The sequence below is a fragment of the Muriicola sp. SD30 genome, from assembly GCF_041205185.1.
Classification (GTDB): Bacteria; Bacteroidota; Bacteroidia; order Flavobacteriales; family Flavobacteriaceae; genus Muriicola.
Map to the genome: position 1 here is coordinate 164,858 of NZ_JBGEWB010000003.1, position 26,035 is coordinate 190,892.

Consider the following 26,035-nt stretch of genomic DNA (forward strand, 5'->3'; position numbering starts at 1 on the left):
CCATGCCCAAAACGTTGGGATGGTATGTACTTAAATTATGTTTTTAAATCAGAAATGTCTGGTCCATGACCTGGACATCGCGTGTGAGAAGAGGGGGGAATATTCCTTAAAAGGGATAGGTTGTTTATCAGCCTCATTGAAAAAATGAGTGTAAACCAAGAAAAAGGATATGATCAGATTATGCTGTTCAAAAGAGATATCTGAGGCTACGGAATGCAGATCATCCTGCCCGGAAACTACAACTTCCACGTCAGAACAACAGTGGTTTTCAGCACCCATCATGTCATCAGAAGTTGCACCATCCATTGCCATGCCACAGTCATCTGCCTGTTGGAAGAGCTTAAAATCAACGAGGGAATCTCCACAGAAATGCATGTCCATGGAAAAGGACATAGTAGAGAACAAGACCATAAAGGCCAATGTTAGAGCTCCAATTTTATGTCGACGTGAATCCATTTCCCTACAAAACTACAAAATTAATGGTTTTATTGTCCTGATTAACAAAAGTTTACCAGGCGAATTACTGTAAACTCTCTTATTTTCAATTAGTTAAAGGGTACTCAAAGTAATGAATTCCGGAAGCGAAATAACAAAAACAAAAAGTCATTGAAACAGACTAGAGTAAGTTTATCATCCCCACTATTGCCAGCCCCTCTTATCAAGGTTTGACATACTGTTTTTCAGTGTCGATTTGATTTGGGGGTGTTTTATTTTGTGGAAATTACCAATACCTTTTGCTTTTAGTTTTTCCCACCCATTCCAGTATTGATTTCCTGTAGTTTACGCAGCTGTATGACGCATTCATACATATCGCCATATATGATAAATATCAGTTTTGTGTAGGACAATACGGCATATCTTTGATAGAAGTGCATGCTGTAAGTTCTTTCTATCTTAACTGGAAGGAAATTGCTCAGGCTCCTTTGAGGAAAAGACCTTTTAGTTTAATAGAATGATCAGGTGATGGCTGTCATGTCAAAATCATCTGTTTCATATCTGAATGAATACCTGCGAACCCTAATTAACACCTCCAATGAAAGACTCCGATTTATCACATACCGGAGCGCAAAACGGAAAAAAGGCCCTTATTGAAAGTAATCGGAAACTCCGTACACTTGTCAGTAATCTACCGGGGGTGGTGTACCGCTGCCTTAATGATTCTGAGCGGACTATTGAGTTTATCAGTGAGGGATGTTTTGAACTTAGCGGGTATAAATCGGATCAATTCTATGATCCTGATCCCATCAAATGGGCAGATATTATTCATCAGGATGATAAAGAAAAGGTTTACGCTAAATTACAGCTAGCGTTGTCTGAAAAACAGCAATTTCATCTGAATTACAGAATTGTTGATGCAGAAGGCAATATCAGATGGGTAAGCGAACACGGAATGGGGATTGCAGATAAAGGTGGTCCCATTACCCGTATGGAAGGATTTATAGAAGACATCACAAGGCAAAAAGAGGTTGAAGAGGTACTGAAGAGCAGGAACAGGGCACTTAATGTTGCTGAAAAAGGCATCGTAATATCTGATGCCAAGATGGAACGATTTCCAATTGTCTATGTCAATGAAGCATTTGAAAGGATCACCGGGTATAGTAGGCAGGAAGTATTTGGTAAAAACTGTGATTTTCTACAGAATGGTGATAAGAAGCAGCAGGGAATTAAAATCGTTCGTGCTGCATTGAGAAATGGCGAAGCTTGTAAGGTAGTAGTCCGCAATTATAAAAAAGACGGTACTCTTTTCTGGAACGAACTGTCCATAACCCCCGTAAGAAATGATAATGGTGAACTAACCCATTTTATTGCCGTTCAAAATGACATAACTGAGCGTAAAAAACAGGAGTGGTTTAAAGATAGTAAGAATTCAATTCTGGAGATGATCGTTGCACATGAGCCTTTGGAAGACATCGCATTAAAAATTGTAGAATTATTAGAAAATAGTCTAAATGACTCCTATGTTGCTATTTTAATGGCTGAGGAAGAAATGCGGAACTTAAAGATCCTGGCCGCCCCCAAACTCCCTTCAGATTTTGTAAGCGCCCTGAATGGAATTGTCATTGATCCAAAATCCTGTTCCTGTGGTATTGCGGCATATGTGAAAAAAGAAATACTGGTGGCCGACATGGCAAAGGAAAATTCCTGGCGAGAACACAAGGCATTTCCTTTTCGTGATGATCTAAAGGCATGCTGGTCATTTCCTATGCTCACGCACAGCAATGAAAATCTGGGTGCCCTATCCGTTTATAGCAAAAAAGTAAAAACACCCAGTTCGGAAGAAAAAAAGCTGATCAAAGAGGCAGCTCAACTAGCGAGTCTGGCAATTGAACAAAATAATGTACGAACAGAATTGCGGAATAGCCGGGACCAATTGAAGTTCTATGCACAGGAATTGGAAAAAACGGTTGAAAAACGCACTGTGGATCTCAGTTTGACCGTCACAAGGCTGGAAGCACTAAATACCGATCTGGAAACTCAGATACAAGAACGTAAAATAGCAGAAGAAAGAGCAAAGACCAGTGAGGCTATCTTTTCGCTTATTGCTCAAAACTTTCCAAAAGGCGCAATTATTCTCATCAATAAGGAGATGGAAATTGTCTATATCGAAGGTACTGCCTTGATGCATATCAGAAAGCAAAAAAAGCCTTTTGAGAGGATAAATATTAACGACCTTGAGAATTTTTCTAAAAAGCGAAAAGCCATAATCAAAGATCATGTGAGAGCCACCCTTGAGGGAACGCATTTGAGTTTTGAAATTATCTACAGAAGGAGGAACTATATGGTAAATTCAACTCCCCTGAGAGACCGGGGTAATGGAATTACACATGCCCTGATGGTATTCCATGATATTTCTGAGCACAAAAAGGCAGAGCAAAATATCCGTATAGCACTGAAAAAGGAGCAGGAACTCAACGATTTAAAATCCCGCTTTATTTCAACGGCTTCGCACGAGTTCAGAACACCTTTGAGTGTTATCCTCTCCTCGGCTACGCTAATTGAGAGACAGAATGAAACCGGGAAAGAAGAAGCCCGATTAAAACACACCAACCGCATAAAATCGAATGTCCAGAATTTAGTAGTCATCCTCAATGATTTTCTCTCCCTTGGCAAACTCGAAGAAGGAGCCATTACACCTGGTTATCAGTGGTTTGACCTGCTTGTATTATCAGAGGCAATACTTGCGGAGATGGAGGTCAATAAGAAAGTCGGACAAACCTTTGAAATCATTACTTCTGCCCAGGACATTCAGGTCTTCCTCGATCCCAAGCTGATGCGACATATCCTTAACAATTTACTGAGTAATGCCGTAAAGTACTCTGATGAAAACCAGCCTGTCATCCTTAGAATAGAAAAAGATCAGGAAAGTGTATCTATCGAAATCATTGATCAGGGCATTGGGATTCCTAAGGAAGAACAGCAAAACCTATTTCAAAGGTTTTTCAGAGCTAAAAACAGTTTGAATATTCACGGTACCGGCCTTGGGCTGCACATCGTTAAACAATATACAGAACTCATGGGGGGTAACATCAGGGTGAAAAGTGAAGAAGGAAAAGGCAGCACATTCCGGGTCACTTTCCCTGTATCGAATAAAAATTAAGTCCAAAACCTCCTTGGGGAGGAATAGTAAAACCAGAAAAAAGTTAATTTGATGAGAAAAGTACTGTTAATCGAAGACAACAGGGATGTTCTTGAGAATACGGCCGCCTTACTCGAGTTTGCAGACTATAAAGTATTTACTGCTGACGGCGGGGCCGACGGTATTATCCAAGCCAAAGAAAATAGCCCCGACATTATTATATGTGATATCATGATGCCTGAAGTAGATGGGTATGCCGTACTTGAAACTTTGAACCAGGATGATAAAACGGCAGGTATCCCATTTATTTTTTTGACGGCAAAAAGTGAGATCACGGATATGAGAACGGGGATGTCCTATGGGGCTGATGACTATCTAGTCAAACCTGTAAAGGAAAAGGAATTATTGGAGGCAATAGATTTAAGACTAAGGAAGAATGATTTTTTAAAAAAGAAGTTTACGAAAAATGCAGTAGGTATTAATACCTTTTTTGAGGGTGTTTCAGAATTTCTGGGGATGGAACTTCTCTCGGCAAACCGGGAAACGCAGACGTTTGGCGACAAGGAGGAAATATACAGGGAAGGTGAGGCGGCAAATCATTTGTATTTTATTCAAAAAGGAAACGCAAAAACATATCGAGTAACGGAAACTGGCAAAGAGATGGTTTCTGGCATCTATGGAAAGGGAGACTTTATCGGGCAACTCTCCATTCTTAATAACCACGGCACCTATATTGAAACGGCTTCTGCCATTGAAAACGCAGATTTACTGAGTATCCCCAAAGAAGATTTTACCAAACTGGTGTACAGCAACAAAGTGGTTTCCAGGAAGTTTATAAATCTTATATCAAACGATCTGGAACAATTGCAGGAACAATTGGTAGACATGGCCTTTTCTTCCGTAAAACAACGAGCGGCAAAAGCACTACTCGAACTTAATGATAAGGGAATCATCGAAGATAAAGAACATAGGGGCATCAATATTCCAAGGGAAGATTTTGCGGGAATAATTGGCACTGCTACTGAAACAGCCATACGGGCGCTATCTGAATTTAGAGGTAAAGGCCTCATAGGAATAGGAGAAAAGAAAAAACTGGTTGTACTAAATAAAGAAGGCTTAAAACTTATTGCCGATTTCGGATAAAATGCGCAGCTCAATTCTCCGTTAACGGGCCATACCTTTTCCTATTATCATCACTCTATAAAAGCGATTATAATTATTATTTGCACGGTCTCAGAATGATACAGATCATTTACATCTGCATTATCATTTCGTTTATTTGAAGTATAAAATCAGATGTAATGAAAAAGTTATATGCACTACTCCTTCTTGTATTTCTGGGCTTGAGCAGTTGTGGCCCGGTTATCGTGTCTCATCGAATTGGAAATCCACCCCCTCCATGGTTTTATCCAAACAGGCTGGAACTGGTGAGATATGTATATTTCCCCGATATCCGTATTTATTATGACTTGTCTGCACGGACTTATATTTATCTCGATGGGGGCATTTGGGTCAGGCGAAATACCTTACCACCAAGGTATCGCAACTACGATTTAGGAAGATCGCGGTATGAAAGAATTCGAAATTACCACGATGATGATATCAAACGGTACGATGAACAGAACAACGCAAACAGAGGGCGAAGCAATTTGGACTCCAGGAGAAGAAGAAATTAGAATGCAAAAACTAAACTCCTGATAAATAACATGTTAATTCGAAGATAGTTGGGCCTTCTAAAATCTTAGTTCAATTGATTTTAATCATTTAGAATTCATACCGTGTAGATTATTTTAGCAAAGTTGATTATAAAACAAAGTCGCTTTCATACATTTTATTAGAAATATATTTCGTCGAATCTGTTTGAAGTGAACTCTGTTCATGAAAAGCTTTTTACAATGAAAACAATGCAGGAATTGTTGGGCGAAATCATTCTGCTCACTAATTATATCGAAACGGAATTCCCCGAATTATATAGATTCCTGGATGAGAATCCGATGACCATCCCCATATCTGAACAGGCAAGTATAGATAGGGAAACTATGCAAGATTATCTCGATAGTCTGAGACTATTATTAGAGCATCAGCTGGAAAGGCACCAGAGTGACAAAATGTTAGGAGGTCATTTAAAGAACGGATCTTCCATGCTTTAACAGAATTATGTCTTATTCTATCTTATGCACGGAGCGCAAAGAAAAACCGTTAAACCCATTCTCTTATTCCTTCCTCCCTTTCTCTTTTTCAAGTTTTTTAAAATAACGTCTGAATAAGAAGTTGTGTTTCAGCGCTTCCATGTTTGCATTGAAACGTAATGTCCCCTCTTCAATGTTTTGCATGGTATGTTGTAATTGATTGACAAAAACAGTGTCGGTAGCCAGATAATTTATTGTTCCTTTTCCTTCGTAAATACGTGTTGAAAGACTATCTAAAGTGCGGGAAACAGAAACCATTTTTACACTTGACAATTCTAAGTTGGTAAGAATATTTTTCATCTGTTGGCCTGAAACTGAATCGTTGGTCAGGACATCTGCCACACTGTTTTCATATTCAATATTCGCTACAATTTCATTGAGCTGTTTAAGCATTATATTCGCCTGAGTGCTTAATTCTTTAAGATTGGCAGAGGTCTGCAATAAGTTATCAGACATTATGGTATCATTGAGCAATCTTCCAAAGGTTCCTTTACCATTTTTCAAGGCTTCCGTTACCTGTAACAGGTCGGCCGTTAAAATAGCCGCATTTTCATTGGTTACATTGAGGGTGCTCAGCATATCTTCAGCTCCGATTTTACTGTAGGAGGCAATTTGATCACCCGATGAGATGGGAGGCCCTGCCTCCCTACCCGGTACGATATTGACGATCATACTTCCTACGAGTCCGTCCGAACCTATACTGGCTATAGCGTTCTTTCTAATATGTGAGAGCATTTTCTCCTGTATGATCATATAGACAACAATGGTAGTGTCATTGGTCATTTCTATGTCCTTCACGGTACCAATATCAATACCTGAATAACGCACATTATTCCCTTTTTGCAGTCCGTTCACGTTCTTAAAAACAGCGTTTATCTGGAAGGTACTCCCAAAGAGATTTTGTCTGTTCCCGATTAGATAGGCGGCTACTACTAGTAGCACTGTGCCAAGCACCACCAAGACTCCTAATCTAATATTCTGTACTGTTGACTTTTCCATTTCCTATTTTTTAAAAAATGCCTGAACATTTGGATCATCCAATTGTGTAAGTTCATTATATGTACCCTCAGCGTAATTAATACCATCCACGAGCAATATCATACGTTCAGAAATTACCCTGGCACAATCCACATCATGGGTAATAATCAGTGAAGATGTGCCGTATTTTTTTTGAATACTTCGCATGAGTTCGATGATTTCTTTCGAGGTGATAGGATCCAGTCCGCTGGTAGGTTCATCGTAAAAAATAATTTTAGGCCTTAGAATGATGGCACGCGCAAGGGCCACCCTCCTTTTCATTCCTCCTGATAGTTCGGCCGGCATAAGGTCCATGGTGTGTTCCAGCCCCACACTTTCAAGGGCCTCTAAAACATAAGGCGTCGTATCGGTGATTTTTCCCATTTTCCTGCGGTGTCTCCGCATTGGAAATTCCAGGTTTTCCCGTACTGTCATAGAATCATAAAGGGCGCTTCCCTGGAACAGAAATCCAATATTTGCGCGCAGGGCATCAAGGGCTTCCTGCTCTAGTGTGCTAATGTCCTCCCCCATCACCTTGATGGAACCGGCATCAGGATTCATCAACCCTACCAGGCATTTGATCATTACAGATTTGCCCGATCCGGATTTACCCATGACTACCAGGTTTTCTCCTTCAAAGAGCCGCATATTAAAACCATTGAGAACATGATTGTCTCCGAAGCTCTTATAAAGGCCCTGAATGTCGATAATAACTTTCTGGTCGCTATGAGTCCTTGAATCTTTCTTTATTTCTTTCTCTTTAATCATTACAATTCATAAAATATGTCTGATATAAATACGGCAACAAAATCGATCACAAATAATAGCATAGAGGTAAATACTACAGCTGTATTCGCAGCCATGCCCACTCCCGCGGTCCCTTTTTTACTGTAATAACCCTTATAACAGCCAACAAGGCCAATGGCAAAACCAAAGAAGAACGATTTTATGGTTGCGGGAATCAAATCACCATAAGACAGGGCATCGAAAACGGTATTAAAATACAGCAGGAAGGAGACATTGCCCTTAAAATTCTCAACAAGGGCAGAGCCATAGAGCGCAATGGCATCGCCCAGGACTACTAAAATAGGCAACATCAGGGTGGTGGCAAGAATTCGGGTAACTACCAGATATTTAAAGGGATTGGTTCCCGATACTTCCATAGCGTCGATCTGTTCTGTCACTCGCATAGAGCCCAGTTCAGCCCCGATTCCGGAGGCGATCCTTCCGGCGCAAACCAATGCGGTAATCACAGGGCCCAATTCCCTCACTATTGATATCCCCACCATATTGGGCATCCAAGAAACAGCTCCGAATTCAAGTAGGGTAGGTCTTGATTGCAAGGTGAGTACTAATCCAATTATAAATCCAGTTACCAGTACCAGCACAAGGGAGCGGTTGCCCATGTTATAACACTGCCTAAGAAATTCTCTGAACTCAAAAGGAGGCCGGAAACACACTTTAAAAAAACGTGCTGCAAAATAGGATAGCTCACCTATCTCCTTGAAAAAATTCTGTAACTGTGCTGTTGCTTTAAATGTACGTGTCATAACTACAGCTAGTTAGATTAGGATACTATCAAAAGTAGAATTTAATGCCCGGGTACAGAATGACCTGTATCATAAAGCAGCTATAGTTAATTAAGGCATATAAAAGGAGGTAGTATTTATGTTCTGTATATAGAAAGCAAGCTTATTGGAAATTGAAAAAAATTCCCGGTAAACCTGCCTGCCGGCAGGCAGGTGAAAAAGTAAACGCTATCGCGTTCTATTTTTTTATTCCAAAGTAGCTTATCCAAACTGCGTTTGAGTCGCTTTCATTCTCAAAAGTATCCGGATTTAGAGAATCCTATAAAACCCTCCTGGTAAACCTGCCTGCCGGCAGGCAGGTGAAAAAGAGCTAGGCCTGCGGATTCTTCTTGCTTATTCAACACAGCTGAAGATAATAATGGATTTCCTCTCCGCCTGAGGCGGATCGGCAATCCACAGGAGGAAGGCGCTCAAGAAAATCCAACACCGTCTACGCCGGTATGTATTTTATTATTTCCTACACTTGCTCAAGCAAGCTTGGCAAGCTCCGTAAATAAAAAATCCAACACTTTGGTGTTGGATTTTCTTGTCGGGATGACAGGATTTGAACCTGCGACCACTCGGCCCCCAGCCGAGCACGCTACCAGACTGCGCCACATCCCGGAATTGAGATGGCAAAAATAGTAAAGTTTATTGTATTCCATCAACAAAAAAGACTTGTTTTTCCCGACTTGTTATTACTCATAATTTATTCTATTTTAACTTTTTATTAAGAATAATGCCGTGAATTTTAAGAGTTTTTTAAAATATGACAAAAATCATATTAAGGGTGGAAAAAGTCTTCTATTTTAGGGCCATCAACAGTTATTAAAATAGGGAACCATATGAAAACTTCACATCTCCTCCGTATCCTGATGATAGTTATCTCAGGATTTTTGTTTATCCAATGTACAAGTGACCTTGAAATTCCAGATCCAATAGCCGGTCCTGCCGGGGCAGACGGACGAGATGGGGTAGATGGAACTGACGGTGTGGATGGCACTGCTTCTTGTGTAAGCTGCCATTCCAACGCTACCCGGGAACCGTTATTGGCATCCTGGGATGTAGCTAAACACAATACAGGATTTGTAAGTTTTGCTGCAGGCAGGGCTGATTGTGCTCAATGCCATTCTGAAGAAGGTTATATCGATTATCTCAATATAGGAGAAGTGGACACTGCCGGATACACAAACCCTTCACGGTTTAACTGTACCACATGTCACGACAAACACAGCACCTTCGATTTTGAAAACGACGGTTTCGACTATGCTCTTCGCAATATCGAAGCAGTCACCCTGGTGATCGATGAAGCTACAGTGATCGATTTTGGTGATGCCAGCAATAACTGTATTACCTGTCACCAGCCGCGAAACAGCTATGAGATCCCATCTGGTACTGCCGACTATGAAATTACAAGTAAACGATTCGGGCCTCACTACGGACCTCAATCCACCATGCTCGAAGGTATAATGGGAGCCAACATTGCCGGAGCTGAAGCCTATCCGGGAGTCGGTTCGGCTACTCACAGGACAGGTTCTTCCTGTGTAAGTTGTCATATGGGTGAATCTTCAGATACGAGTCAGGGTCTACACTCTTGGGTTCCTACAGATGCAGCTTGCGTCGCCTGCCACCCCAACGGTGCACCGGATGAGATTGCTGGTTTTTCACAAGATATGGCTACCCTGGAAGCACTGCTTGAAGCCAACAACATGTTCGATGTGGACGGCTACTATGTACCAGGAACGTACTCAGCTAAACTGGCTCAGGCCGCATGGAACTACAGGACCTTGCTGGAAGACAATAGTAATGGGATTCATAACCCCGCCTATACACGAGCCCTTTTAAAAAATTCTATAGAAGCATTACAAGAATAAGAATGGTCTGTTCAAACTGCCTAAGTGATGATTTCTCCCGTGCAATTTGTACAAGATCAGTATAGGTTACGTGCCTTACACATAAAACGAGGAAAATGAAAAAACACATCTCATTTTTACTGATCAGCGGATTGATCCTGTTTAACTTTTCATGTTACTATGATCAGGAAATCGATCTGAGTCAACCCCTTCCGGATATCCCGGATAATCAGACCATTTCTTTCAGTTCCGATATTGAACCACTCTTTTCCCAAAGTGGGAAGGATTGTACTGCCTGCCATGACGGAAATATAGCCAACCCGGATCTCAGAGCTGGTAATGCTTATGCCGACATACTACCTATAATTGTTCCGGGAGATGCAGAAGGAAGCACATTTTATCAGCGATTACCGGGTAACGGACATCCTATCAGTGCAGGATTTGTTCTCAATAATGACGAGCTTGCCCTGATAAAGGCCTGGATCGATCGAGGAGCCGAAAATAACTAACCAGAAAGATATCTCAACATGAAAAAACTGAGCTTCATTTTCATTTTCCTTCTACTTTCACCACTGGCTGTATTATCTCAGGAAACCGAGACAGATACCGAGCCGCAGAAAGAAGTGGATAAACCAGAGCGGGCCACCTTTGAGAGTTCATACATCATAGATAATCCCACCGATGTTCTTTCCATAAAGAACACCCTTGAGGTGCATATGGCCCACCGTTTTGGCGTAGTCAATTCGGGCACCAATGACCTCATAGGTATCTGGGCCCCTGCCAATATCAGGATTGCCCTTAGTTATGCCCTTCACGATAGGCTAACCATCGGTTTTGGAACTTCCAAGTTTAACAGGCTTCAGGATTTTAACTGGAAAGTCGCCCTGCTTCGCCAAACACGCTCAGGCAGGATCCCTGTCAATGTTACCTATTACGGCAACTTTGTGATCGATGCCCGTGGCAAGGAAAACTTCCTGGTTGAACAACATCGCTATTCCTATTTTAACCAGCTGATCATCTCCAGGCGGTTTAATTCCAAGTTATCCCTGCAAGGTGCTGCCAGTGTCTCACACTACAACCTGGTACCGCAGCGGATGAGGAACGACGTTGTTGCCATGTCTTTAGGAGGAAGGTACAAAGTGAGTTCACAAACTTCCATATTGGTAGATTATACACAGCCCTTTATACATCATCTCGATGGAGCAGAATTTGATATGGATCCGGAAGCGGGATTTAGTGTTGGTGTTGAGTTCAGAACATCCTCACATGCATTTCAGTTGTTCCTGTCTAATTACCAGGGGATCGTTCCACAACAAAATATCATGTTCAACCAGAACAATTTTTTTGAGGGAGATTTCCTGATCGGTTTCAACATCACACGTCTGTATAATTTCTAAAACTATCCCATCGATGGCATCATCTTCCAAAAAAGGCAAACCTATATCCAGGCGCGGAATTTTACCCCTCCTGGGGACTTCCCTACTGCTCCCTTTACTCGGATACTCAAAGAATGAAGATAAAACGGAGACTGAATCACCTGAAGAGCAGTATGAAACCTTGTTAAAACCTGATGGGACCGTGGTAAAAGTAAAGGTCAAGGCCCTTAAAAAATCGAAAGTGGTTAAGAAAAATATTCCCAATTCCACTTTTTTACAATGGTTAGGGAAAAAATAGTAATCCGATAGGAACCTATGGAAGAAAAATCAAAAAAATCGAGGCGTAAATTCCTGGACAGAGGCCTTAAAATAGGTGTTGCCGGAGTTTTAGGAGGGATCGGACTATCCAAATTATCTGCTAAATTCTCCTCTGACGAGAAAGTTTCCACTGGCGAAACCATGGAATTAATGACCACCGACGGAACTATTGTGGAAGTGGATACCTCTGAAGTGATGGAAGTAAGTCACGATCATCACTATTCCATGGACTATAATGTCAGGGAAGGGATTCCCAACAGGAAATTCGTGATGGTTGTAGATCTTGCAAAATGCAAGAATGCCCTAAAATGCCAGACCTCTTGTAACAAAAACCACTACATCACCGGAGACAATGCCTGGATCAAAGTTTACAAAATGCAGGAATCTCCGGATACGGCCCCTTACTGGATGCCTACAACCTGCCAGCATTGTGACAAACCAGCCTGTGTAACGGTTTGCCCGGTTGATGCCACTTTTAAAAGGGAAGACGGCCTTGTATTAATTGACAATGAGCGTTGTATTGGCTGCCGGTTCTGTATGGCTGCCTGTCCTTATTCCACCAGGGTATTTAACTGGGGAGATCCCGGACAGGAAGTGACCTTGAACCTCGACCTCACCGATTATGAGCCCACCCCCGAGTACGCAGGTAAACCAAGTAAGATGGGAACTGTCGATAAATGTGATTTCTGCCCCCATATGGTGAAGCAGGGAGAATTGCCTCATTGCGTTACAGCCTGTCCTAACGGAGTGTTCTATTTCGGAGATAAATATGAAGACACCGTTACCAACGGGGAGGAAACCGTGAGGCTCAGCAAGTTGTTAAAAGACAAAGCGGGATATCGGCTTCTGGAAAGCCTTGGTACCGAGCCTAGCGTATACTATCTGCCCCCGGTGGATCGACTTGTAGAATTTGAAGATGGGTTACAGTATTACAAAGAGTTTGAATCTGTTGAAAAACCTACTGAAGAATGAGAAATTACGATACTATCGTAGCGGATCTGGCCCCTCGAAAATTTGGCAGAAGAGGGATCATCTGGATCAGTATTCTTTCGCTGTTGATTGTACTAGGGATCATTGCCTATGTGGATCAGGTCATTCAGGGGCAGAAGGTTACAAATATGAACGATTACTCCCTTTGGGGTATTTATATTTCCAACTTTGTGTTTTTCGTAGCCACTAGTTTTGTAGGGTCTGCAACTGTGGCAATTCTCAGATTAACTAAAAATGAATGGCGTACACCCCTTGTCAGGATTGCTGAAATTATAACCCTGGCGTGTATTATCATGGCCGGGATTACCATCACCATTGACATGGCCAGGCCCGACAGGGTAATGAATTTGTTCATCCACGCTCGATTGCAATCCCCGATCACCTGGGACATAATCATCATCCCCACATTTATCGTGATCAGCCTTTTACTGCTTTATTTCCCATTGCTTCCTGATTTTGCCATTCTCAAAAAATATTATGCAGAATCAAAACCCCGATTGAGCAAGTGGTACGGCAAATTGTCCCTGAAATGGACGGGTAATTCTGAACAAAAAGCCCTGCATGTAAACTCCATTAGAGTATTGTCGATATTAATTCTCATGGCTGGTGTCCTGCTTCAGACCATTGACGCCTGGCTTTTCTCCACAACGTATCGAATCGGATGGGACAGTTCGGCCTTTGCGCCCTATTTTATATCGGGAGCCTTTGTCGCCGGGATAGGAGCCCTGGTAACTGTAATCTATGTTGTGAGGAGAACCCGGAAACTGGAAAATTATATCACCGAATACCACTTCGACAAAATGGGTAAATTACTTGCCCTGGCCTGTATTATTTATTTGTTTTTTAATATTAACGAATATGTGGTCCCATTCTTTACAGCAAAAAAGGGAGAGGATGCCCATTTACATTCCCTGCTTGTAGGTAATTATGCTTTTCTATTCTGGCTAGTAACCATTGTTGGGCTGGTATTACCGGTTATCTTATTGTTTTTTAAAAAAGGTCGAAAACCCTTTTCGTTGTTCCTTATCGGGATGATCGTGGTCATAGGTTCATGGTGGAAGCGATATATCATCATCACCCCCACTCTGCAGGAACCCATTTTACCCATTCAGGGCGTTCCTGAATCATGGCATTCCTATTTTCCGAGTATGCACGAATGGGTTATTACGGTTGCCACCCTCGCCATGGCCCTTTTAATTATTACCCTGCTTATTCGTTTTCTGCCCGCTGTGCCTATCCAGAGGACTGCAGATGAAGAAGAAGTTGCCGGTATTCCCTTAAAGAAGATCCCGTCATGAGAAAATCGATATCTTATTTATCAGGCCTTCGCATTGTACTTTGGATATTCATCCTCCCATTAGTGATATTTTCTTCCTATGGGCAGGAAGTCAAAAAAAACAGTGTACGTATTAAGGCAGATTATATCAAGGTGATGAATTCGCAAAGCTACCTCGACATTAAAGTGATTTCTCGAATTGACCGCCAAATGCAGGATGTTCCTAACATTGAGATGGAGGTTTATTATGAATTTGACAATGATGAATTCCCTCTGGGGAAAACCAAAACAAATATGAGTGGCGCAAGTAGATTTTTTTTACCCCCTCTTACTGAAATAAAAGCAGATTCAACAGGCACCTATACTCTTGGTGTCTCATTCGGGGGTAATGAAAACTTTAAACGAGGTTCGAGATCAGTAAGTTTTAAAGATGCAAATATCATAACGCAATTACTGGAAATAGACAGTACCAATTATATAAAGGCCAGCTTAATAAATGTAATAGATACCATGCCAGTAGTGAATAGCTCGATGAGGGTGCAGGTACAGCGGCTTATCAGGCCACTAAAAATTGGGGAGGATTTCAATTATACCGATGAAAATGGCACCATTCTTGTACCTGTTGAAGCAGGCATTCCCGGGCCTGAAGGAATACTTACCCTTGAAGTAGTATTGGCCGACAGCGACGACTATGGGACGGTAAAAGCGATTACAAAGGCGCCTTATGGCATACCCATTGTCAGGGATAACAGTTTTAATGAGAGGAGTCTTTGGGCACCCCGGGATAGAACTCCTTATTTTATATTAATATTTACTATCTTATTGCTGGTATTGACCTGGGGCCCAATAATGTATTTAATTCGAAACCTTTATAAAATTTATAAATCTCAATAAACAAACATGAAGACAATTAAGCAACTATTATTTCTGGGAGTAGTTTCCCTGGCATTATACTCCTTTACCGATTATATACAGGAAAAATGGGTGGTGCCCGAGAAATACGTAAATATGAAGAATCCTACCAATCCTGATGAGGATCTGGATATAGGGAAGTCGCTTTACAACCAGCATTGCAAATCCTGTCATGGTAAAGAAGGTTATGGAGACGGGCCAAAAGCAGCCGAAATGACCGGAGATCTGGGAGATTTTTCTTCTCAGGAATTTCAGGCACAGACCGATGGGGAATTGTTCTACAAGACTACTTTTGGAAGAGATGATATGCCGGAATACACCAAAAAGATGCCAGATGATGAGGACCGCTGGCTGATAGTGAACTACATGCGTACCATGGAGGAATAAAAATCAAAGTAACATTTAAAACCTTTTAAAAACCTATCTCATTGACATAGGGAATGATCAGATTATGATTTTTTTCAACCAAAAATAGAAGATGACTAACCAATTGCGATACATCAGTATTTCTCATATTTCGGCCAAAGTGGTGGATCGGGAGAGATTTTTTATTGCAGAGGAGGAAAAAAAATCATTACTGCTGAAAATCAAAAGGAAATTTGGTGATATAGCCGGACTCTTATTCCTTGTTACCTGTAACCGAACAGAGATTTATTTCGAGTCGGGCAGAACAACCGCTACCGATTTGTTAGTTTTCCTTCTTCAGGAAAAAACGGGGGATGTAAAAAAAGAGGATCTTTCTCTCTTCGTAAAATCGGACGACTCTGAGATATCTGCCCATCACTTATTATCGGTTTCAACCGGTTTGCTATCCAAAGTGTGGGGTGATGCCGAGATCATACATCAGCTAAGAAAGGCCTACAAGACTACATTGGAGATGAAATTACAGGGGTCACTTCTTGAAAGGGCCATCCAAATGGTCTTTAGAAACCATAAAAGAATCCGCAATGAAACCCGGTTCAGGGATGGAACTACTTCGGTGGCCTATAAGTCCTTAAAAATGATGGTGGAGACCTATGGGGCAGAGGAAATGAAAAACAAAAAAATCCTGCTTATAGGTGCCGGTGATATCGTAAAACAATGGTTTAAATACAACAGTAAATTTAATTTTAAAGAAGTCGCCATAAGCAACAGAACCCTAAAAAATGCACAGCTGCTTGCCGGTAAACATAGTGCCGACGTATATTCATGGGAAAAGGTAGTGGCAAACGATTTCAGTGATTTCGACATCATTGTGGGGGCCGCGGGGAACAGTCGCCACCTGGTAAAGCATTTAAATAAAAACGAAAAACCTCGTCTACTTTTTGATCTTGGTCTTCCCAGTAATATGGATCCTGATCTTTCTGAGATTCCAGAAGTTACGCTGTACAATCTTGATGCTATTTCAACGGCATTGGAAAAAACCAAAGCTCAGCGCAAAAAGGCGGTTGAAAAGGTCACTGAGATAAACAAAGAAGAACTGCTTTCATTTCAAAAATGGCTAAGGGAGGCACCACTGCGCAAAATCCTGGCGCAACAAAAGATATTCATAATTAAAAATACCGCAGGATATTTGAAAAAGTCTATGAAAATAGATGATCCGCAGAAGATAAATATGGTAACAAACCGGGTCATCAGGAAACTTTACCTCAACCCCTCCTCCATCTCATCAAAGAAAGATATTCATCAGCTAATAGTCAGGCAGGCATTTTTTGAAGATTCCAATAAGAGGACCTTCTTTCGCATGCCCAAGAATTCAGAAATATGAAAAAGCTCTTCGTCCCTTTCGGGGCAATTTTAATTTTTATCTTTTTAATATCGTGTCTTGACGGCCCTAAATCAAAGGAACCCTATACGATCACCAGAACCATTGACAAGTCGATCCTGGATCCTGATGTGAGTCGGGAAATGCACAAGGTGATCGTCAAGGAGGTCATCCCGGGAAACAAATACGTCTATGTGCTGGTAGAAGAAGACGGACGATCTTTCTGGATCTCATCCGGAAAACAGCAGCTAAAAAAAGGGGAAATATTTTTCTACAACGAATCCATCCTCAAGACCCAATTTGAAAGTAAGGAACACAACAGGGTCTTTGATACTTTATACCTTGTGACCTCACTTATTCCTGAAGAACACGGAAAAGGAGTACACGGACTGAGTTCAGGTTCCGCGGGCGATAAACAACTGGAGATCGTCAAAAAAAGTATTGTGGAAGAGCAAGATAGCACAGCGGTCTTTGCCGGTCGAATTAGCATAGCTGATCTGGTTGCTGATCCGGAAAAATACGCTGGAAAGAAAATAGAACTCAAAGGCATGTGTACCAAGGTAAATATCGGAATCATGGGAAGGAATTGGGCACACTTGCAGGATGGAAGCAAAGACGATTACGACCTGGTTATTACTACTTCCGAAATGGTAGACAAGGACAAAGAGGTTACCATTCGTGGAATCGTTAAACTGAATATAGACCTGGGGAGCGGATACTCTTATCCTATCCTCGTGGAAAATGGGGTGCTTGTCCGGTAATCAGGATTTCACTAATAGCCTAATTCATCTTATCGATATAGGGTAAAGTGCCCTACATATTGTTGCTTTTCCTTATCATTGGCATTGACCACGTACCAGTAATCCCCGGTAGGCAATTCACTGCCTTCATAGGTCCCGTCCCAGGAAGTTACCTGATCCAATACCGCAACAACACGTCCATAACGGTCATAGATCTTTACATCAATATTAGGGAACAGATCTCTGTTTTTAGGAAACCAGACATCATTATTGTTATCCCCGTCAGGAGTAAAGAAGTTAGGAATATCTAGCATTCCTGTAAAGTCGAACGGAATTGACATAGTGGCTTCACACCCTTGCTGGTCCACTACTCTAACTGTTACGTTTGAATCTTCGAAGACCTCATAGGTATTTACATCGCCAAAGGATATTCCCTGGAAGAAGTATTCATAGCCACCAAAGCCGCCTGTTGCCGTAGCAGTAAGCTCATTTGGTCCGGTTTTAACCAGATCGAGGGTAAGTGGATCATATTGGTCTATGGTAAACTCTACAAAGGTGCTACAGCCGTTGGAATGGTAAATATATACTGTATGGTCACCCGCGGGAAGATCACCCCATGTTCGGTTATCATCTGCAAGAGCAGTAATCGCATCTGTTGGGTCTGCAGGATCCAGTGCAAACAAGATCTCTGAGTATTGAGAAGTATCCTGTACGGAAACGACGGTGGTATTATTGGGAAATATCCCATCACACCCATAATTAATCACGGCTTCTGGCTGGAGGTCGACACCGATTCCCACCGGTACGATGACATTGGTCTCGCAACCCCTCGCATCCCGGATAAAAATCACGTAGGTTTCACCTCCGCGTAGATTGGTAACCGTCATAGATGGATTAGGCGCAAAATCTGCCGGATCAGAAGAATTCAGAGCAAACTCGTACGGGGCTGTTCCTCCGTTTACAAATACGGTAACCGCGCCATCTTCATCGCCCAGACAGGTTTCAGGAATTGAATTGCCAATTCCGGCCACCAGTTCGGTAGGTTCGGTTATTGTTATTGTCTGGGTTATGGTACACCCGAGTTCATCCTGGATAATCACTTCATAGCTTCTTGGTTCAAGATCGGTAAAAGTCTTCCTGTTTGGGAACATCGGATCATCACCTTCAAAAAACTCACTTAACTGATCTGCAATAGAATATCGAATCACTCCAGTTCCTCCACTGGCTTCAATAATCAGCTGCCCGTCTACATCACCGAAACAGCTTACAGGAACTGCTTCAATATAATCCAGTACCAGGGGTGGAGGATCCACAATGGTTATAGGGGTAGAAATAGCTGTACAGCCTCCACTTTCAGCATATACCCAGTAGGTACCGGGACCGAGGTCACGGAAGATACCGGATGACTGAGCCGATCTTTCCGTATTTCCGGCTGTAGGCAGTGGGGGTACATCCGAATTAAGCAGGGTATACACATAATTCCCGATACCACCGAAGGCCTCGGAACGAATAATTCCTGTCGCTTCTCCTGCGCAATTAATGGTTGCGTTGGTAAGATCAAGTGCAATCACAAGGGGTGCAGCAGGATCGAGTGAGATCTGGTTGGAAATCTCAAACGGACAACCATTTGAATTTTGAACATCATACTGGAACGGACCGGGATCCAGGGTTATATCCTCGGTAATCTGAACCACTGTGGCCAGCGGGTCTATAGTACTCAGGGGAATAAATGGATCAGCCGTACCTGATCTTCTGTAAAAATAACTTACTCCGGGTTCTGGATTGGTAATAGTCAGTTCCATAATTCCAAAATCACCACAACCGGGAGGTTGTAATTCCACCAATTCGGCTATAACCACTTCAGGATCTACTATAGTGATCGGAATAGTTGTATAACTACAAGACCAACCATCGAATACCGTAATGGTATAGTCTCCTGATGACAGGTTGGCAAAAGACGGCGTAGTCTGAAGTCCACTACTGGTACCTTCGGTAATCCTGTTCAATTGATAGAGATAATTTCCGGGACCTTGTCCACCACTTACATTAAAGGCTTCAATAACACCATTGTTGTCATTGTTACACTGCAAAGGAGCTGTTATTTGTATATCGGCATAGATAGGTGTTGGCAGGGCCAAATCAATTGTATTAGTTGCAATACACCCTTCCAGATCGCGAACATTAATGGTATAAGTGCCATCAGATAAATTAGTTATACTTGGATTTGTACTTGGGAAATCCTGAATGATGGTTGTTCCATCAGGAGCTATAACCTGGTATTCATAAGTCCCCCAGCCACCGTCTCCGGTTAGGAAAATCTCCCCGATTCCGGGTATAGCACAGGTAACTTCAGCAGTCTGCTGAATAGCAACAGTGAGGGCCCTGTCGGGTTGCCTTACCGTGGCCACGTTACTTACTGTGTCGCAGAAAGGATCATCGAGAGCTTCCACGTGGACAACAAGATTACCCGCCGGCAAGCCTGTAATCACTCCAGGATTCTGCCCGATAATATTAGTATCGAAAGTTCCTGTCACTCCTGTGGTGGTCTCAACCCCCATGTTGTCTCTTGAAAACACTTCATAGTTATAAACTCCTGTGTAACCATTTATCTGAATACTTATCTCGCCATCGGTACCATTGAAACAACTTACTGGTTTTACCTCTGCGATAACAGCATCGATCGTATTGTACTCGGGAACATTAACTACCGCTGTGAGATATGAACAGCCGGCATTCCCAATATCGGTTACAGTAAAGATGTAATCTCCTGGCGTACTGATACTCCAGACTACTCTGTCTGTACCACCGGAATTCTGTACTGCGGCTGATCCGAGGGGAAGGATTTCAACATCGTAATTTCCGGGACCCTGATCTACAATAATCTCAATAGAACCTGGATTTACCCCTACTCCACTCGCATCACATGTGAGCGGATTTACGAGGTAGGTAAACGTCAGGTCGGTAGGCGCATTAATAGTAATGGTATCGGTAATTTCACAACCGTTCTGATCTCGGGCAGTCAGGGTTATTGTCTGGTTAGTTCCATTATCAATCACCTCAAAAGTGTTGCTCGTCTGGAAATTGGTCCCGTCAAAGGCCGGGGTACCGTCATTCATACTATAAGTGTATGGTGCAGTACCGGTGTCTATCCCGGTCCCATCTCCATTGGTATCTGTGTAGATGGTGATAGTTGCCGTATTAAACCTGTTGCTGTTGGGGTCACAGGTAAAATCGGTATTCACTGTGTTTATTTGAAGGGGAGAAGGTTCTGCAATGATGATATCTCCCGATCTGTCGGTACAACCTCTGTCAGAGATAACCTCAACCTGGTAGGTGCCTGGCGCCAGATTATCAAACAGTGAAATTCCCTGTGGGCCCTGTAAAACGGTAGCAGTTCCTCCGTCATAAAGTACATATGAAAAAGGGGTGTCGGTATCTGTGCCGGGAAGCAATTCAACTCCAATAAACCCGTCATTAGCCCCGTTACAGGTAACATCTCCAAACGGAGTGGCAGAAATTACCGGATTGGTCACAACGGTTACATCAACCGTGGTGGTATCCGAACAGAGTGGGATAGTATTAGAATCCAGATCGGTCACCAGGATAGAATAAGAACCAGGAAGTATGTTTATAAATACAGGGTCGTTTACCTGCACGATAACCGGATTGATTCCGTCATCCAGCTCATATTGGAAATTTCCACTACCTCCACTGGTGTTTACCGTAATAACCCCGTCACCGGCGTTACATGTAGGTTCTGAAGTTGCACTGGCCGATATCGCAAAGAAATCGAACACACGGGCTATTACTGTATTCGTACACCCGTTTCCATCCCTTACGGTAATAGTATAGTCGCCCGGGTTAGGAACAATGAAGTTGGGGCTCGACTGGAATCCACCGCCTATATCATACTGAAAAGTTTCTTCTGGCAAACCGGAGCCTGTACTCAAAGGAGTAAGAACATCTATGGTATAGTTGGCCACGGCTGTACACTGGTTACTTACATCCACGGTCGGAACAGGAACGCCGGGATCAGCGGTAACGGTTACGGTGGTAAAGCTCGTACACCCAAAACTGTCTTGTACGTAAAAATCATAATTTGCCGGATAAGGTCCGGGGATTTCGTATGTAGTCTGGGCAGTAAAAACGCCTGGAGCAGGATTACCGGATGGCACATAGGCAAATTCATAGGGTGGGGTTCCACCGTTGCCTCTCACCGTCACAAGCGCCCCTGCATTACACGTTGCCGGAACATTATTATCGACCACCAGGGTGGGAATATCCTGTGTTATTGTTGCCAGAGCACCAGCGGTACAACTGTTATTTGTATCCACTACAAGGATCTGATAGTTTCCGGGGGGTAAACCGTTTATCTGATCAGCATATGGTCCACCAGGGAAGGGCACTGCAATGGTAGTAGGTCCGGAAATGACAGCTCCTGTATCTGTGTTCGTAATCGTAATATCTACCGATGCGGAAGAATACCCGTCAATCTCATAGTAGAATATACCGTTTCCGGCTACATCACATGAAGATGATGTACTTGTCGCAATTGCCGTAAGAGGAGAAGGACCAGTTACCGGAGGGATTTCTTCAATATAAATACAACCTGTACCAGTATCTTCAATTTCCACATAGTAGGTGATCCCAAAATTCAGACCGCTAAATGTATGTGTTCTCGGAGGTGAATTAGGGGCATATCGCGGTACACCCTCGCCTACTAATCGCAATAAAAATGGACCTACCCCGCCAACAATTGTAATTGTGTTGGTGAGTACGGAGGTACAATCAGGCGGATTGTTGTCAACCGGGACTATGGTTAGCGTATTTTCCGGTATAGTAACCGTATCCGTATCCTGACATCCTGAAGCGTCTGTGGTAATTACAGTATAGGTTCCTTGAGGCAGATTGGTAAAATTAGCAGTAGTACTTGCTGTTGGACCTACAACTGCAACGGTATTTCCTCCTGCATCTTGCAGGGTATAGGTATAAGGAGCCGTACCATTTGATACATTTGTAACATCTATACCTCCTTCAACTACACCAAGAGCACAGGTAGCGGGAACAGGACTAACAGTTGCGTCAATTGGTACACTGGCGTTTATAGTTGCAGATAACAAAGGAGTAGTACAGCCTCTGCTGTCTCTGATCATAAAAGTATTGTATACGCCAGGGGCAAATCCTGAGAATACGTTTTGCGTTCCAAAGGTGGCACCGCTATCGTCACTGAATTCATAGGGCGGAACTCCAAAATTGGTATCAGCTGTAAGGGTGATGATCCCGTTGTCATCCCCGCAACTGGTATCTGTTGGCGTGGCAAAGCCCGCAATGGTTTCGGGAGGAGAAATAGTGACCACATTCGTTTCCGTGGTGCATCCCCGGCTATCACTTACCAGAAACTGGAAAGTGGTATCTGTGGTTATGGATCCATCATTGGGTATACTGTATACAAATGAATTTCCTGTAATATTATTCGAATTGGACGTATAGGCTGCCCCATCAATACTCACCTCATAAATATCATAATCGCCTCCCGAAGGATATCCGTCGGTTATGGTTACCTGTATTTCAGCATCTGGTCCGCCACAATTGAGTTCAGTGATGGTTACGGCAGTGGCCGAAATCTCGTCTGCTATATTTAAGGTAACTGAATCTCTACAATCATTGGCATCATTAACCTCCACGGTATAAGTCCCGGGGGTGAGGTTGTTGAAGGTGCTCCCTCCTACCCAAAGTCCACCATTTATTCGGTACTGGTATGGAGGCAGGCCACCGGCTGCAACTACAGCAATTGTAGCTGCATCTGTGTTGTCATAGCAATAATCAGTTAACCCATTGTCAATCGTCAGTGTGGGAGCAGCCAGAGAAGTTAGGGTAAAGCTATCGGTTATTGTACAACCATTGGCATCCGTAACACTCACCTGGTAGAGTCCGTCGAGCGATAAATTTGAAAAAGTATTTCCATTTTTCGGGCCTCTGATAGATAGGTCGGGTTGTGTGAGTGTATATCGATTACCTCCCCAGCCTCCAACAGTATTGATGGTAACACTTCCGATATTGCCATTCTGGCAACTCATAGGTGTCACGTTGAGACTGCTGATGGCGAAGGCTACGGCAGGCTCCTCAATAACGAGGGTGGCTGTATCTGTACAGTTGGTATCCTCATCTGTTACGTTGATGACGTAACTTCCGGCACTTAGTCCTGTAAGGGATATAATCCCATTACTCTCTCCGGTATTCAAAGGGCCGGCATCGATGCTATAGCTATAAGTTGTTGCAAATCCATCCACCAGGAATCGTCCTTCCCCATCACTGTCCCCTACACAAGTAACTACTTTGGTTGCCTGTGCCTGAACGGAAATAGAGCTGATATCGGTTATCGCGAATACTTCATCGTAGGAACAACCTTCATTATCTGTCACTCTGAAGGTATATGTCCCGAGGCCTAGTCCGGTAAAAACAGGGTTATTTCCATTGTTAATTGCACTGGCTGCCGGGGCAATGATCTCAAAGGTATAAGGAGCCGTACCATCAGTAACCGCAACGGTAACCGAAGCTGTACTTGTTAGACAGTCGATGCTGGATATTGTAAAATCCATATCCGTTGGCTTATCCAAGGGGTTAAATACAATTGGGGCCAGGCTCTGGACACAACCATTGGCATCCCTGATCTGAGGGGTATAGGTTCCAACACCAAGATTGGTAAATACCGTTGTTCCGCTAAAACCGGCTCCAATGCTGTAATCGTATGGCCCGGTTCCCCCGGTAACGCCCGAGATGGTAATCTGACCTCCATTTTCATTAAGACAGGTAGGTGAGCTGTCTGCAGTTGCGGTGGCCGTGATATTTGATGGCGTACCTACCGTTTCTACTGTAGCCGGAGTAGTACATGTAAAACTGCCCTGCTGATAACGAATCATCACGTCATAGCTCCCAGGCGCAAGCCCTGTAAAGACATTACTACTTTGATAACTAACGCCATTGTTGTTACTGAATTCCAGATTGTATCCGAATCCGTTAGTGACCGTAACAGTGATACTCCCGTCATTGGCTCCCCCACAATTCGCATCCTGAGTGGTAACATTGTATGCCGGAGGCGGCAGGTCTTCAACATCCACACTGGCGGTCTTGGTACACCCGTTTGCATCTTCAATTAGAATAGCGTACGTACCAGCAGAAGCCACGGTGAATACCGCAGAACTGGCATAAGTGGCACTATATGTAGCCCCACCGTCAAGGCTATACCTGTAGGGTGAAGTTCCTCCGGAAGTGTCAATGGTAACATCTACCGTTGCTGCCCCGCAACCAAAACTATCGTTTGCCGTTGCTGAAACTGCAATAGGGCTGATCCCGTTCCCTATCACAATGGGGTCAGAATTGACATCCAGGGTGATCAGTTCATTACATTTATTGGTCTCTACTCTTACGCTGTAAGTTCCCGGACTAACATTGGCAAAAGTGTAGTTACTAGCTGCGTCAGGTCCAAAGGTATCTACCGTTACAGCGTTCTTTATAAGTCGATAAGTAAAGAATCCCGGTACTCCGGTGACCTGTACATCAATACTTCCCAGCTGTCCGCTACACAGAATATCATTGGCTGTTACATCTACATTGATGTCGAGACTTTGAACTGTAACCGAATTAGATGGAAAGAGACATGAGCTGCTCGAAACGTTTTTAAGCCTCACGTAAACCATATAGGTCCCCGGGGCTGTGATATCGAAATACGGAGTATCCTGGTAAGGCCCGGCCGGAGTGTTTAGGCTGTATTCATACCCTGCAGGTACATTGGTGATCTCAACCCTTCCCGGGTTTCCACAAATAATATCCTCTTTGATCAATTGTGGATTAAGAGGATTTAGGGTGGATTTAAAATAGTAGTACTGTCCTCCGTCTACCCTAACCCTGAACTCCCCGCTTGTAGATAAGTCGTAGGTAGCTCCCGTACCTACGGTATCATAACAGGTGTTATTGGTATTTGCACAATCTTCCACTACAGAAGCTGCACAACGATTAGGGTCTAATTTCTGCCATTCGTAGCTAGATCCGGCCTGACTTAAGCTTAAAGTTCGCACATCACTGGTACCACAGAGAAAGAATTTGGCCAGGGTACTTCCGTCATTAGGACAGGTAACTTCTTCATCTGCCCCAACGATAATGGTGACAAACATAGGGGCAGATGGGGCCAGAGCAAGTTCAGCCTCTTCCGACGAAGCGCCGGAAATGTAAAGAGCCTCGGTATCCTTTGCTTCCACATGGGATTCTACCTCTGTGGAAACGCCGTCAAACCTTGAAAAAAAGCTGTAAACGCTTGGATTTGCTATGGCCGATGTACCTATGATACAGAACGCCAACCAAAGCACGGCATACAAAAAATGCCTGAATTTTTTAGGGAGCATAGGTTAATCCATATTATGGCGAGAATATGTTGATTTGGGATCAGTATATTCAGAGCGTAGTTATCAATCTTATAAT

19 protein-coding genes and 1 tRNA gene are annotated in these 26,035 nt (G+C 43.0%); 14 read left to right on the top strand and 6 right to left on the bottom strand.

The genetic code is table 11. The features are described from left to right. Positions 1-48: 48 nt before the first annotated feature. Positions 49-456 (bottom strand): hypothetical protein, encoded by a 408-nt coding sequence (locus AB8P51_RS09705; protein WP_369748633.1) that lies wholly within the window; start codon positions 454-456, stop codon positions 49-51. Between the two features lie 577 nt (positions 457-1,033). On the opposite strand from AB8P51_RS09705, the gene AB8P51_RS09710 reads away from it, so the two are divergent. From AB8P51_RS09710 to AB8P51_RS09725, 4 genes are all read left to right on the top strand, one after another. Further along, positions 1,034-3,598, top strand: coding sequence for a PAS domain S-box protein (locus AB8P51_RS09710; RefSeq protein ID WP_369748634.1), 2,565 nt, complete (start codon positions 1,034-1,036; stop codon positions 3,596-3,598). 51 nt (positions 3,599-3,649) lie between these two features. Continuing rightward, complete coding sequence (locus tag AB8P51_RS09715) at positions 3,650-4,720, top strand: response regulator (RefSeq protein WP_369748635.1); 1,071 nt, start codon at positions 3,650-3,652, stop codon at positions 4,718-4,720. Positions 4,721-4,878: 158 nt separating this feature from the next. Further along, positions 4,879-5,253 (top strand): hypothetical protein, encoded by a 375-nt coding sequence (locus tag AB8P51_RS09720; RefSeq protein ID WP_369748636.1) that lies wholly within the window; start codon positions 4,879-4,881, stop codon positions 5,251-5,253. A 219-nt stretch (positions 5,254-5,472) separates the two neighbouring features. Next, complete coding sequence (locus tag AB8P51_RS09725) at positions 5,473-5,727, top strand: hypothetical protein (RefSeq protein ID WP_369748637.1); 255 nt, start codon at positions 5,473-5,475, stop codon at positions 5,725-5,727. Positions 5,728-5,790: 63 nt separating this feature from the next. On the opposite strand, the gene AB8P51_RS09730 is transcribed toward AB8P51_RS09725, so the two are convergent. From AB8P51_RS09730 to AB8P51_RS09745, 4 genes are all read right to left on the bottom strand, one after another. After that, positions 5,791-6,765: an MlaD family protein gene (locus AB8P51_RS09730; protein WP_369748638.1), complete on the bottom strand. Its 975-nt coding sequence runs from the start codon at positions 6,763-6,765 to the stop codon at positions 5,791-5,793. A 3-nt stretch (positions 6,766-6,768) separates the two neighbouring features. Continuing rightward, positions 6,769-7,551, bottom strand: a complete 783-nt coding sequence (locus tag AB8P51_RS09735) for an ABC transporter ATP-binding protein (protein WP_369748639.1) — start codon at positions 7,549-7,551, stop codon at positions 6,769-6,771. Next, on the bottom strand, positions 7,551-8,333 hold the full coding sequence (locus AB8P51_RS09740) for an MlaE family ABC transporter permease (RefSeq protein ID WP_369748640.1): 783 nt from the start codon (positions 8,331-8,333) through the stop codon (positions 7,551-7,553). The genes AB8P51_RS09735 and AB8P51_RS09740 overlap by 1 nt, the downstream gene beginning before the upstream one ends. A gap of 568 nt (positions 8,334-8,901) precedes the next feature. Further along, a tRNA-Pro gene (locus AB8P51_RS09745) sits at positions 8,902-8,975 on the bottom strand. 221 nt (positions 8,976-9,196) lie between these two features. Between AB8P51_RS09745 and AB8P51_RS09750 the strand changes: the two genes are divergently transcribed. The 10 genes from AB8P51_RS09750 to AB8P51_RS09795 all read left to right on the top strand — a co-directional run bounded on the left by AB8P51_RS09750 (position 9,197) and on the right by AB8P51_RS09795 (position 17,581). Continuing rightward, positions 9,197-10,225 carry a hypothetical protein gene (locus AB8P51_RS09750; protein WP_369748641.1) on the top strand — a complete coding sequence of 343 codons (1,029 nt, stop codon included), beginning with the start codon at positions 9,197-9,199 and terminating at the stop codon, positions 10,223-10,225. Positions 10,226-10,320: 95 nt separating this feature from the next. Continuing rightward, on the top strand, positions 10,321-10,713 hold the full coding sequence (locus AB8P51_RS09755; RefSeq protein ID WP_369748642.1) for a hypothetical protein: 393 nt from the start codon (positions 10,321-10,323) through the stop codon (positions 10,711-10,713). An 18-nt stretch (positions 10,714-10,731) separates the two neighbouring features. Then, positions 10,732-11,601, top strand: coding sequence for a DUF5777 family beta-barrel protein (locus tag AB8P51_RS09760; RefSeq protein WP_369748643.1), 870 nt, complete (start codon positions 10,732-10,734; stop codon positions 11,599-11,601). 13 nt (positions 11,602-11,614) lie between these two features. Continuing rightward, positions 11,615-11,878 (top strand): hypothetical protein, encoded by a 264-nt coding sequence (locus AB8P51_RS09765; protein ID WP_369748644.1) that lies wholly within the window; start codon positions 11,615-11,617, stop codon positions 11,876-11,878. Positions 11,879-11,895: 17 nt separating this feature from the next. After that, positions 11,896-12,870, top strand: coding sequence for a 4Fe-4S dicluster domain-containing protein (locus AB8P51_RS09770; protein WP_369748645.1), 975 nt, complete (start codon positions 11,896-11,898; stop codon positions 12,868-12,870). Further along, the gene (gene nrfD / locus AB8P51_RS09775; protein WP_369748646.1) at positions 12,867-14,186 is read left to right on the top strand and encodes an NrfD/PsrC family molybdoenzyme membrane anchor subunit; all 1,320 of its coding nucleotides are present in this window, start codon (positions 12,867-12,869) and stop codon (positions 14,184-14,186) included. Before AB8P51_RS09770 ends, nrfD begins: the two co-directional genes overlap by 4 nt. Continuing rightward, a complete protein-coding gene (locus tag AB8P51_RS09780; protein ID WP_369748647.1) occupies positions 14,183-15,058 on the top strand; it encodes a hypothetical protein in 876 nt (291 codons plus the stop codon). Before nrfD ends, AB8P51_RS09780 begins: the two co-directional genes overlap by 4 nt. Positions 15,059-15,064: 6 nt before the next feature. Next, positions 15,065-15,463, top strand: coding sequence for a cytochrome c (locus tag AB8P51_RS09785; RefSeq protein ID WP_369748648.1), 399 nt, complete (start codon positions 15,065-15,067; stop codon positions 15,461-15,463). Between the two features lie 91 nt (positions 15,464-15,554). Then, a complete protein-coding gene (locus tag AB8P51_RS09790; RefSeq protein ID WP_369748649.1) occupies positions 15,555-16,823 on the top strand; it encodes a hypothetical protein in 1,269 nt (422 codons plus the stop codon). Next, positions 16,820-17,581: a hypothetical protein gene (locus AB8P51_RS09795; RefSeq protein ID WP_369748650.1), complete on the top strand. Its 762-nt coding sequence runs from the start codon at positions 16,820-16,822 to the stop codon at positions 17,579-17,581. Before AB8P51_RS09790 ends, AB8P51_RS09795 begins: the two co-directional genes overlap by 4 nt. Before the next feature lie 29 nt (positions 17,582-17,610). On the opposite strand, the gene AB8P51_RS09800 is transcribed toward AB8P51_RS09795, so the two are convergent. Then, positions 17,611-25,959, bottom strand: coding sequence for a T9SS type B sorting domain-containing protein (locus AB8P51_RS09800; protein ID WP_369748651.1), 8,349 nt, complete (start codon positions 25,957-25,959; stop codon positions 17,611-17,613). Positions 25,960-26,035 lie beyond the last annotated feature (76 nt).